The 12,196-nt window shown below is 61.3% G+C and carries 8 protein-coding genes and 1 pseudogene; all 9 read left to right on the top strand.

Annotated elements, in window-relative coordinates; all coding sequences use genetic code 11:
* Positions 1-156 precede the first annotated feature (156 nt).
* The 9 genes and pseudogenes from WAW39_RS11450 (at position 157) to WAW39_RS11410 (ending at position 12,142) form a co-directional block, all read left to right on the top strand.
* Positions 157-1,950, top strand: coding sequence for a hypothetical protein (locus tag WAW39_RS11450; RefSeq protein WP_422318865.1), 1,794 nt, complete (start codon positions 157-159; stop codon positions 1,948-1,950).
* 20 nt (positions 1,951-1,970) lie between these two features.
* A complete protein-coding gene (locus tag WAW39_RS11445) occupies positions 1,971-3,023 on the top strand; it encodes an ABC transporter ATP-binding protein (RefSeq protein WP_422318863.1) in 1,053 nt (350 codons plus the stop codon).
* A gap of 61 nt (positions 3,024-3,084) precedes the next feature.
* Entirely contained in the window at positions 3,085-4,530 is a 1,446-nt protein-coding gene (locus tag WAW39_RS11440) for a hypothetical protein (protein ID WP_422318861.1), read from the top strand.
* A gap of 1 nt (position 4,531) precedes the next feature.
* Positions 4,532-6,010 carry a hypothetical protein gene (locus WAW39_RS11435; RefSeq protein WP_422318859.1) on the top strand — a complete coding sequence of 493 codons (1,479 nt, stop codon included), beginning with the start codon at positions 4,532-4,534 and terminating at the stop codon, positions 6,008-6,010.
* A gap of 142 nt (positions 6,011-6,152) precedes the next feature.
* Positions 6,153-6,881: pseudogene (locus WAW39_RS11430) on the top strand (DUF58 domain-containing protein); the annotation flags it as partial.
* Complete coding sequence (locus WAW39_RS11425) at positions 6,878-8,647, top strand: BatA domain-containing protein (RefSeq protein ID WP_422318857.1); 1,770 nt, start codon at positions 6,878-6,880, stop codon at positions 8,645-8,647. The pseudogene WAW39_RS11430 and the gene WAW39_RS11425, both read left to right, overlap by 4 nt.
* On the top strand, positions 8,644-8,781 hold the full coding sequence (locus tag WAW39_RS11420; protein ID WP_422318855.1) for a hypothetical protein: 138 nt from the start codon (positions 8,644-8,646) through the stop codon (positions 8,779-8,781). Before WAW39_RS11425 ends, WAW39_RS11420 begins: the two co-directional genes overlap by 4 nt.
* The gene (locus WAW39_RS11415; protein WP_422318853.1) at positions 8,778-11,492 is read left to right on the top strand and encodes a VWA domain-containing protein; all 2,715 of its coding nucleotides are present in this window, start codon (positions 8,778-8,780) and stop codon (positions 11,490-11,492) included. The genes WAW39_RS11420 and WAW39_RS11415 overlap by 4 nt, the downstream gene beginning before the upstream one ends.
* A 119-nt stretch (positions 11,493-11,611) precedes the next feature.
* On the top strand, positions 11,612-12,142 hold the full coding sequence (locus tag WAW39_RS11410) for a Uma2 family endonuclease (RefSeq protein WP_422318851.1): 531 nt from the start codon (positions 11,612-11,614) through the stop codon (positions 12,140-12,142).
* The last annotated feature ends 54 nt before the right edge of the window (positions 12,143-12,196 follow it).

Below are 12,196 nucleotides of genomic sequence, written 5' to 3'. Positions count from 1 at the left end.
TGTACAGGCTCTGGCACTGCCGGTGCTCAATCATCGTGTGCTGCTGGACTACACCGCCCGTATGGATGGCAAAACGAGTGCCGGAGTGGTCCGTGCCATCCTCGCTGAAGTGCCCGTGCAAAACCTCGCGACACCACGCACCCTGAAGGAGGCCGCATGAAGTCTTTTCACCGCCTGCTTCTGGGCGTGCTGCTGCTGGGGGCCACGGCGGCGCATGCGCAGAAAAACATCGCCAATGAGGAGCTCGATCCGCTCTCCGGCACTCGCGTGCAGGTTCGCAGCGTGTTTGATCCGCTGCCTCCCTCGGGATATGCGCCCATGCGCATCGTCGCGACGAACGGCACCGGTCGCAATGCGCGCTGGGGCTTTGATTTTCATTCGCAGACCCAGTACTACCGGCAGCAAAACGAGCACGACAGCAGCTTTGCCGTGGACGTGCCTGCGCGCTCCACCCAGTCGGCCTTGTTCATGGTGCCGCTGGCTGTGGACTATGACGACAGAGGCGCAGGTTCCTCCGGCCACGTGATGCGGGTGGGCATCTCCGGCACCGGATTCGATGAGTCGCCCAAGTTTGACCACGAGAGCCGCATCGCCGGTTTTCCAGCACTGGCTCTCAGCGAGACACTGGCGGAGTTCAGCATCACTCAGCTCAACAAGGAACTGGAGGCAAAGCTGCGCTCTAGCCGTGGGGGCTATTACGGCGGCAGCCTGAACTTTGTCAGTCGCTTTGAACCGGCGGACCTGCCCGACGCATGGCTGGGCTACAGCGGTTTTGATTTCATCCTGCTCAGCAGTACCGACTGGCAGAAATTGAAACCTGCGGTGAAGCGTGCGCTGCTGGAATGGGTGCGGCTGGGCGGGCAACTGCATGTGTATCTGTCGCCCGGGGCCTACTCGGAATCGCTTGGGCTGCCAGACATTGCCAGTGCAGGCACGCACATGGTATCGCTGGGAAAAATCGCCACCTTGAGCTGGGATGGCAAGACCCTGCCTGCAAGCCAGACGCTAAATCGCTACTGGGGTGAAAAACAGCGCGTGAACAGCCTCAGGTCTGATCATGCCCCCGTGGGTGCATGGCCGTTGCTGAAATTGTTGGGCACGCGCAGCTTTGCCTCCTGGCAGGTGATTGTGTTTCTCGTGGTCTTCGGCATGCTGGTGGGGCCGGTGAATCTTTTCGTGCTGGCTCCGGCTGGCAGGAGACACAAGCTGTTCATCACCACGCCATTGCTGTCCATCGGTGCCAGTGTGGTCATGGTGGTGCTGATCCTGGTGCAGGACGGCACCGGTGGTGTGGGGCGGCGCTTCGTTGTCATCAATCTCGAACCCGGAGAAGCGGCGGCCTATGTGACTCAGGAGCAGGTCAGCCGTACCGGCGTGCTGCTGGGTGCAGGCTTTGAGATGAAGCAGCCCGTGCTGATCGAACCCCTGGTCATGCCGGACTCGCCATGGGCAAAATTGAAAAAGACCTCCACCGCACAGTCCGCGAGTCTGACTCAGGACGGACGTGAACGTCGCGGCAATTTCTTCCAAAGCCGCGCAGAGCAGGGGCAGGTCCTGCGTGCTGCCGTCTCAACGCGTGCACGCCTTGAGCTCAAGGCCGGTGCCGCACCTGACGCCGCACCGACACTGATCTCAGCGCTCGGCTTCACGGTGGAGGAACTGTTTTACACAGATCCAGCGGGCGCGCATTGGCGGCTCGAAAAACCGCTGAGCACCGGCCAGAGCGCCACCCTGGTCAAAGCAGATGACAGCTCTCAACGGTTGTGGTGTGAGGCCGCCGTCAATCCTGCCGTGGACTCATTGCGGATTGCCCTCAACACCACCACGAACCGTCGCTCCTTCTTCGTCGCCAAGGCCCGGAAGGCACCGGATTTCACACTCGACACCCTGCCCTCCATCCGCTGGGAGGACGATCGCATTGTTGTCTTCGGCCCGGTCACGCAGCCCTGAACTCCGCCTCTTCGATCTTCATGTCATCGTCTGTTTCAAACTCCGCCCCCGCTCACGAGATGGATCGCAGCCAGCCTGCGGTCGTGGTGGAAGATCTGCACCGCACCTTCGGCACCCTGAAGGCGGTGGATGGCGTGTCCTTCAGCATTGATCACGGTCGGGTGGTCGGCTTCGTCGGTGCCAATGGTGCGGGCAAAACCACCACCATGCGCATCATGGCCACGCTTGATTCTCCCGGCAGCGGCAGGGTTTGCATGGGCGGGCACAATGTCGTTCATCATCCGGCCAAGGTGCGCCGTCTGCTGGGCTGGATGCCGGACAGCTTTGGCACCTATGAGCACATGACCGTGCTCGAATACCTCGACTTCTATGCGCGCGCCCTTGGCTTCAAAGGCGCGGATCGTGTCCGCCGCATCCAGGAGGTGATGGACTTCACCGATCTCACGCCGCTGGCAGATCGCATGAGCAACAAGATGTCCAAAGGCCAGACCCAGCGCCTCTGTCTGGGCCGCGCTCTGCTGCATGATCCGCAGATCCTCATCCTCGATGAACCCGCGGCGGGTCTCGATCCCAAGGCGCGCGTCGAACTCAAAAACCTCATCCGCATTCTCGCGCAGGAGGGTAAGACCATCCTCATCAGTTCCCACATCCTCAGCGAACTTGGCGAGATGTGCGACAGCCTTCTCTTCATCGACAAAGGCCGCATCGTTCACCATGGCGATGCCGAAAGCATGATGCGCGGCACCGAGACCGCCGGCGAGACACTGGTCAATGTGCAGATCGCAGGCGAACCCGCCAAGCTCATCGAATGGGCGCTCACCGCTCCGCTGATCAAGGTCGAAGAAGAGACCAAGCGCGGTGCGCGTTTGCGCATTCAGTCCACGGACGATGCCACCCTGGCAGGAGTGCTGCGCCGCATGGTCCAGGACGGCCTCCCCGTGCTGGACTACCACCGCGAGGAGCGCCGTCTGGAAGACGCCTTCATCGACATGCTCGGTCAGATCGACAAGAACACCTTCAAAGCTCCGCCGCCTGGAGGGTTGCCGCCAAAAATCACGGAGGACGCAAAATAATGCATCATCACCGGCTCCTCATTTTTGCAGCTTTTGGCGCTTCTTTGCCGCCATCCCAAGCATGAACGCTTCCTTTGCCATCACGGATTTTCCCGACCGCCTCTCACCGATGGTGGTCAAGGAACTGCGGCAGGGGCTGCGCACTCGCTTGTTCGGCGGTGTGCTGCTCACGCTGCACATCATGCTGGTGCTGCTCACGCTCATGAGCGCCGGGGCGGAAAATGCCGCCGTGGTGAGCGGATGGTTTGATGGCATCGTCACACTCGTGCTCTGCATCATCATGCCTCTGCGCGGATTTTCCGCCGTGGCGGATGAGTTGAAGTCCGGCACGCTGGACATGCTGGCGCTCACACGTCTTTCAGCCGGGCGTATCATCTTCGGCAAATGGGCCGCCATCGCCTCCCAGTCTCTGCTGCTCATGCTCAGCATCATGCCTTACGTGGTCGCACGTTTTGTGTTTGGCGGTTTGGATCTCTTTGGCGAGATCGCGGCGCTGTTTTACAAATGGCTGGCCGGCGTCGTGATTGCGGCGGTGATCGTGGCGCTCTCCACCCAGCGTCAGTTCTGGCTGCGGGCCGTCGTTGTTTTCCTGCCGCTGATGATCGGCGGCTGTGGCGCGTTTTCATTCATGGTGATGACACGCGTGGGAACCAGTACCACTTCGGGCTCGATGGTGACGTTCTTCACCAAGTCGGGCGGAGCCAGTTCCGCGCTGCTGGTGGTGGGAATGGCGGCGTGGGCGATTTTCTTCTTTCTCAGCCTGGCGGCCACGCGCATCGCGCCGAGCGCTTCGCTCCTGAGCGTGGTCAAGCGCTCTGTGCATTTGGTCATGATCCTTTCGTTGCTGCTGCTGGGCTGGCTGACCGGGTCAGGAGCCGACATAGGCATGATCGCTGCGGGCGTGCTCACCTTGCTGATGATCGACGCCTTGACCGAGCGCGTGAACGAAGTGCCCTCCGTGTATGCCGCCTTTTATCAGCGCGGCTGGCCGGGCCGTGTCGCCCTGTGGCTGCTGGCGCCGGGTTGGGTCACAGGTCTGGTCTACTCGGCTCTGATGGTGTCGCTGGTGGTGGTCTACGTTGGGTGGACGCGCAGTGTGGAGGAGGCCAAGCTGGTCTTCGTGAGTGCTGCCGGGATCTGGATGATAGCGGTCTTGGTCCAGCTGTTTTCCACGCGCAAGTCGCGTGATCTGCTGCCGCCTTTCATCATCTTCTGGCTGATTGTAAATTTGATGATCGCGATCCTGGGCATTCCGCTGCTGGCGTCGTTGAGCATGAGGAGCGCCACAGCTTGGTTCACCTGCGCACTCCCGCAGTTTTTGACATCGGGTTACAAGACCGCACAGGCGGGGGACAAGGCGGCCCTTCTCCAGCTAGGTATGCTCTCCGCCTCCATCTGGCCCGCACTGCTGCTGATTGCCGCAGTGTTCGCCTGGCGGCACGCACGCGCTGCGCGGCAGGAAGGCTGGCGCATGGTTCACGCTGTTAAAGGAGGCACCGCAGTCTGACATGAATGCCGCTCTGCCCATGCTGCGTGATTTCAGCGATCGCTTCAGCCCGATCGTCGTCAAGGAGCTGCGCCAGGGCCTGCGCACGCGGTTCTTCACCTCGGCGCTGATCCTGTTCCACACTTTCATCATCCTGCTTCTCATCACGGTGACATTGGGTGCGCCAGTGGAGGCGGTGAACGGCATCTTCTGGGGGATCGCAGGTTTCATGTTGCTGGCGGTCATGCCGCTGCGTGGCTTTGCCGCCCTGCATACCGAAGCTGCGGATGGCACACTGGACATGCTGACGCTCACCTCCATCGCGTCATTCCGCATCCTCTATGGCAAATGGGTTGCGCTCTACAGCCAGACGCTTCTGGTCGCAGGCTCCATTCTTCCCTACATGGTCGCACGCTACTTCTTTGGTGGCGTGGAAATTCTGCAGGAGGTCGTGGCGCTGGTGATGCTGGCTCTCGGCTCCGGGGTCATTACGGCGGCGTTGCTGTCCTTTTCTTCTCAGGGCCCCTTGTTGCTGCGCATCTTTCTGGCGCTCTGCGTGGGTGCGGGGGCGGTCCCACTGGGGTTTTTCACCGCATTCCTCGTCTCGGCATCACAGGCAGACTCGATGGTGCGCGAATTCTTTGCGCTCGCTCTATGGGAGCAGTGCAGCCTCATTGGCGGCATTCTGGCTCTGGTGGTGTATGCCGTGTATTACTTTTTGGCGCTCGGCTCCTCACGCATCGCTCCACCCTCAGAGAATCACAGCACGTTGAAACGCCTCATCGCACTGGCCGTCCACGGCGCTTTGATGGTGACGGGCCTGCTGCTGTGTTCTCTCAACACCGATCCCGATGTGGCTTTTTGGGCCTTCATTCCCCTCATGGTCCTGACGCTCATCGTTTGCATGGATGTGCTGACGGAGGAAATGCCGCGCTACCCCACGGCTGTGGCAGTGCTGGCACGGCGCGGGCGTTTTGGCAGGCTGGCAGGCAGACTCCTGTATCCTGGCTGGGCTTCCGGCGTGATCTTCTCCGCCGTTATGTGTCTGATGGCGTTGAGCATCATGGCTGGCATCACTCTCAGGCATTCTTCCTGGGATTGGGACGACGGCCCGGGCGTTTACATGGTCTGCCTGCTCCTGGCTGTCTTCGTGCCGGTGATCCTGCGCATCAACCGCACGAACACCTTTGTAAACTGGTGGGTGGTGCAGTTTTGCTCAGTGATCTGCGGGATCCTGCTGTCGCTTTTTTGCTTCACTATGAATGCACGTGAGCTGGGCGTCATCGGCATTTTCACCCCCATCACCACGTTGTTTGGAGTCGAGTGCGTGGGCTACAGCAACTGTGAAGGACTCATGGTCCTTGGCTGTATGTTCAGCGCAATTTGGCTCCTCGTCGCCATAGTGCGTGCTGCCTCAAATTTCAAAACCTACACCACGCTCGAATCCGAAGCGCTTGAGCAAGCCGCTCAGGAAACCCCTCGCACTCATGACGCTGCTTGAAGATGCCGGCGCATTGCGCACGCTGCACGTCCGCGCACGTGGCTGGGCGCGCGTGCTGAAGCTGCCCTTCCGTCAGCAGCGCTGGCGTGGCCATGCGGGTGAGTTTCTCGGCAGCGGCACCGGCAGCAGCCTCGACTTCCAGGACCATCGCCTCTACCTGCCCGGTGACGATCCACGCCAGATCAACTGGCAGGCCTACGCCCGCACCGGCACCTACTCGATGAAGCTCTATCGCGAGGAGGTGCGCCCGCTCGTCGATGTGATCCTCGATGTCTCCGCCTCCATGTTCGCCTTTGCCGCCAAGGAGCAGCGTGCGTTGGAATTGTTTGCTTACACCATCGAGTCCGCACTGCAGTCCGGCGCCACCCTGCGCTGCTATGCCGTCGCCGGATCACAGCACCAATTGCTGGAGCCCGAGGTCATTCTCAGCGGCCAGTGGCACGCACGTGTCAGCGCCTTGATCCCCACTCAGGAAACTCCCGCGCTCAATCGTCTCCCCCTGCGTGCCGGGGCCATGCGCGTCTTCATCAGCGACCTGCTCTTTGCCACCGAACCGGAAGCCATGCTCGCCTGCCTCAGCACACGCAGCGGTCGCGGCATCGTCTTCGCTCCGCAGGCGCAGGAGGAGGCCGATCCCGGCTGGGATGGTAACTACGAATTCATCGACCCCGAGACCGGCCTGCCGCATGAGCACCGGGTCGAAGCCGCGCTGCTGCAACGCTACGAATCAGCCTACCGCCGCCATTTTGAACTTTGGAAAGCCGCCGCCCAGAAACACGGCATCGCACTGGCCCGTGTGTCAGCAGAGGCCGACTTTCAAAAGGCGCTGCAACTCGAAGGCCTTTCCAGTGGAGCCGTGGAAACCGCATGAATCTCACGCTCGCCAACACCTGGGGCCTTTGGGCGCTGCTTGGTCTTCCGGCCGTGATCGCCATTCATTTCCTTCAGCGGCGCAATCGTCGTGTTCCCGCCACCACGCTCTTCCTGCTGCAGCAGATGAAGCGCGAGAGCCGCACCGGCAGCCGCTTTGAGCGCCTGCGCACATCCATCCCGTTCTGGCTGCAATTGCTCATGGTGCTGCTGCTCACCTGGCTCCTCGTGCAGCCCCGCTGGCTCAAACACGATGCCGTGCAGCGCATCGTCATCGTGATGGACACCTCCGCAAGCATGCAGGCATTTCGCGCGCCTGCTGTCAAAGCAGTGGATGATGTTCTCGGCCTGCTTGAAGGACCTCTCGCACGCGCAGAGCTCACCCTGCTGTCTTCAGATGCCGAAGCCCCCAGCCTCTATCACGGTACGCTGGCTGGTGAACTGCGGCAGGCGCTCGATCATTGGGAGCCACTGCTCGGCGTGCATGATTTCACTCCCGCCTTGCGCGTCGCACGCGGACTCGTCGGGCAGCAGGGCGTCGTGGTGCTCGTCACGGATCACCCTCTGCCAGTGCCGCCGCTCTTTGGCGCACAAGTGGTATCCGTCGGCCAGGAAACCGACAACGTCGGCTGGGCGGGCGTGACGGTGGAAGAAAAAGACGGCCAGTGGGTGTGGCATGCGCTGGTGAAAAATTACAGCCGCACCGCGCAGGAGCGGCAGTGGCGTGCGCAGGCCGGTGCTGCGGAGTCTCCCTGGAAACCAGTCAAGCTCGGCCCCGGTGAAACCCAGACGCTCTCGGGTCCTTTCCCAGCCGGTGAGATCCAGCAGATCGCGCTGCACCTCAGCGACGACGCGCTATCACTCGACAACGATCTGCCCCTCGTGCGTCCCCAGCCCAAGGTGCTCTCACTCTGTCCGCTTGAAGGCAAAGTGCCATTGCTCGCCGAGTTGTTCAGCCGCTACGCGCATCTGCGCATGGTCGCTGTGCCGGGCGAGTCAGATCTCGTCGCCGCCGTGATGACACCGACCTTCGCCCTGCCGGAGCAGCGGCATGGCTGCTTTTTTCAAGCCCCGGCGGACGAAACCGCTCCCTACCTCAAAGGCAGCATCGTCGCCGAACCCCATGCGCTCGTGGAAGGACTGAACTGGCAGGGCCTGCTGGTGCGCGAATCGAAAGCCATGCCTCGGCAGTCGCAGGATCGCGTCCTCCTCTGGCAGGGCGAGCGCCCGCTCATCGTCCTGCGCATGATGCCCGCAGGCGGACGCCAGTTGATCTGCCTGTTTGATCTGGAAACTTCCAACGCCCGCAAACTCCCTGCCTTCGCCGTGCTGCTGCATCGCTTTCTCGAAGAATTGCGCACGGACAAGCTCGCTCCCGAATCCGCGAATTTCGATGTGCGCCAGCACCTCGTCGTCGCCCACCGTCAGGATGCCGAAGCCGGGCCATTGAAACTCGGAGAACAGGAAATCCCCCTCGCACAGGCCCGTCTCCTGCGCGCGCCTGCAAAGCCCGGCCACTTCACCGTGCGTCAGGGTGAAACATTGCTCCTCACTGCGGCGGCGCATTTCGCCGACACCCGCGAAGCCGACCTCACCCAGGCAAAGCCCTTCAACGAACTCGACAAGATCAAAGCCGTGCAGATCGAGACCCTGCACGAGGCCGATCCCAACTGGCGGTTGTGGCTCCTCATCCTGCTGCTCCTGCTGTTGGGCAGTTGGTGGTTCACAAATTCCAGACGCGAAGTCCAGGAGGTATCACGCGCATGAAACACCTCCTCTTGAGCCGCAATAAAACGCAAAGGTCGCAAAAAGGGGCTGCCTCCGGAAACCTGCTCTCCCTCTCTTTTTTGTGCCATTTTGAGTTTTTTGCGGCCATTCAAAATGAGGCCCCGACATTATGATGTTCCGCCATCCAGAATGGTTCGCGCTGCTGCCCGTGCTGCTGCTGGCAGGCTGGCTCCTGCCACGCCTCATGCTCATGCGGCCGGTGCGTCTGCTGCTCGTCGCTTTGATCACGCTGACCCTGGCACAACCGCAATGGCGACGTCTCGCAGACGGCGTGGATCTCTGGGTCCTGCTGGACTCCTCCACCTCAGCCGAGCAGCCGATGGCCAAGGGCATGCAGGAATGGGAGAAGCTGCTCGAAAAAAGCCGGGGCCGCGAAGACCGGATCTTTTACCTCAACTACGCAGCAGAGGTGATGAAGCGCGGTGCTGAAGGCGCGGAGATGTATGCCCGCAATCAAACTCAGACGCGCACCGCTCAGGCCGTGACTCAGGCGCTCGCTTTTGCCCAACGTGAAGGCCGTGGCAGGCCGGCGCGAATCCTGGCCATCACCGACGGTTATTCCACCGAGCCCCTCACAGGTCTCGCCTCCAAACTCACGCAGCAGGGCGTGGAGCTGGACTACCGCCTCGCCCGCGAAATCGAGACCACCGACTACCGTGTCTCCGCCATGAAGCTCCCTGCGCGCGCGCAGTTGGGCGAACCCTTTCTGATCGAAATCGAACTGCGTGGCACCACCGATGGCAAGGTCCCCCTCACACTCTTGCGCAACGGGCGAGAACTCAAAACAAGCGAAGTGGCCGTGAAACTCGGCAGCGGCATGATCCGCTTCACCGACCGCCTGCCCGCTGCCGGTGTGGCGCATTACGAGGCCATCATCCAGCCCGGCAAGGACGCGCATTCGGGCAACAATCGCCACGAGGCCATGATCGAAATCGCCGGCGGTCCTCGCGTTCTGCTGCTCACCAAATACACCAACGATCCCGTCGCAGCCACTCTGCAGCGGCAGGGCTTCACCGTCGAGACCGTCACGGAGCTGCGCTCCCTGCGTCCGGGTCAGTTGGCAGGAGTGAAGTGCGTCATCTTCAACAATGTCCCCGCATTCGAGCTGCCCTCCGAGTTTCTCCCGGCCATGGATTTCTATGTGCGTGAGCAGGGCGGCAGCATCCTCATGGCCGGTGGCAAACAAAGCTTTGCAGCAGGCGGCTACTTCGAATCTCCACTCGATCCACTGCTTCCGGTGTCCCTCGAAATGAAGCAGGAGCACCGCAAGCTCATGGTGGCCATGGCCATCGTGATGGACCGCAGCGGCTCCATGGGCATGACCGTGCAGAACGGCTTCACCAAAATGCAGCTCGCCGACGAGGGTGCAGCGAATGCCATCCGCTTCCTCGGCCCGCAGGATCTGCTGGCAGTCTATGCCGTGGACAGCGAGGCCCATGAAATGGTGCCGCTCCAGCAGGTGGGCCCCAACCGCGAAAAAATGGAGAGCGCCGTGCGCCGCATCGAAAGCACCGGCGGTGGCATCTATGTTTACAACGGCCTCAAAGCCGCATGGGATCAGCTCAAATCCGCGCCCGTCGGCCAGCGCCACATTATTCTCTTCTCAGACGCCGCCGACTCCGAGCAGCCGGACGATTACCAGATCTTGATCGAAGACATCATCAAGAACGGCGGCACCGTCAGTGTCATCGCCCTCGGCACCCGCAAGGATGTGGACGCCTGGCTGCTCGATGACATCGCCAAGCGCGGCAAAGGCCGCATTTTCTACACCGACAAAGCCGAGGAACTCCCGAGCATCTTCAGCCAGGAAACCGTCGCCGTGGCACGCAGCGCCTTCATCACGGAACCCGTCGCCACCAAGGCGGCAGGCGGCTGGTTTGAGATTAGCAGCCAGGCCTTTGAGTGGCCCAAGGAAGTGGATGGTTTCAATCTCAGCTACCTGCGTGACTGGGCCAGCCAGGCGCTCATCACGCAGGATGAATACGCAGCACCGCTCGTCGCTTTTGGGCCTCGCGGCACCGGCCGCACGGCCGCCGTCAGTTTTCCCCTCGGCGGCGAGCACTCCCAGCGCGTACGCGACTGGCCCAAATACGGCGACTTTCTGCAGACCCAGGTGCGCTGGCTCATGGGTGAGACCGTGCCGCCCGGCATCGGTGTCCGGCACCGCATTGACGGCAACACCCTCACGCTGGATCTCCTCTACGATGAAGAATGGGAGCCCAAACTGCGCACCAAAGCCCCGCGTGTCGTGCTCGCGCATGGCTTGCGCGCCGAAGGCTCGCATGAGCTCGCCTGGGAGCGTGTCGCCCCCGGCCATTTCCAGACCAGCACCGAACTTCCCGAAGGTGAAATGGTGCGTGGCGCCGTGCAGGTCGGCGGTCAGGCCATCAGCTTCGGTCCCGCCATCGTCGGCACCAGCACCGAGTGGGCCTTCGATGAGTCCCGCGTGGAGGAACTGCGCCGCGTCTCCCAAACCAGTGGCGGTCGCGAACTGCTCGAAATGAGCCAGGCCTGGCGCAGCCCCACCATTCCACGCTTCACGGATCTAGGTCTATATCTGCTCATCACCACCCTGCTGCTGCTCCTCTTCGAAGCCTTCGTGACTCGCACCGGCTGGAAGCTGCCGCAATGGGCCCATGCCGAAGCCCGGCAGCGCCCCAAAGTCGTCAAACCCACCCGCGAAGCTCTGCAGCATCAGCAGCGCCTGCAGCAAACGCCACAGCCTGAAGCGCCCCAAACCACTTCAGTGGCGTCGGAAACAAAACCCGAACCCATCACTGATGCCGATCGCCAGAGCCGTTTTCAGCGGGCGAAGAAACGATGATGCAAAACCACCTTGGAGGCACTCCGGGAAACGCTCGGATGAAGGCTTGCGTGTCTTTGAGCTGGACTTAAAATCAATCATTGGTTCCCATGAGACAGTCAGGCTTTGAACAGTGCTCTATGCCATTGGCCATCCATGCGTGGCATCAAATGATCGCCACCGGTCTTGCTCCAGCACGGGCTGAACTCATCAAGGGGGTGATTGTCGAAAAAAGAAGCAGGTCCATCATTCATACCAAGCTGTCCGCGAGAATGTTCGCCTTGCTTCAAAAGCTCGTGGGAGGTCAAATGTGGGTTCGCAAGGAGGATCCGCTGACCTTCACTGATTCAGAGCCAGAGCCTGATATATCAGTGGTGGCAGGAAAAGAGGTGGATTTTCAAAGTCATCCGACTACGGCCCTCCTCGTTGTTGAGGTGTCTGTTTCCAGCCTCAATGAAGACCGTGAAATGGCCGACCTCTATGCAGAAAACGGCGTGGTCGAATATTGGATTGTAAATGGTCAAGAACGCTGCATCGAATGCTATCGCGATCCCTCTGCTGGCCGCTATCAGACCCTGCTCCGCATCACCGAAGGCTCCCTCCTTCAGAGCACCGCCCTGCCAGCAGTGAGCGTGGACATCGCTGAATTGTTTGCGGGTATCGGTGCCTGATCCCGCCCGCGCTCAAGCAGGCATCCCAGCATGGCTCTTTCGAGAGAAAGCCTC

Source organism: Prosthecobacter sp. (assembly GCF_049294395.1).
Lineage (GTDB): Bacteria > Verrucomicrobiota > Verrucomicrobiia > Verrucomicrobiales > Verrucomicrobiaceae > Prosthecobacter.
Note: the sequence above shows the minus strand (reverse complement) of the source record. Positions and strands in the feature narration are given on the sequence as shown.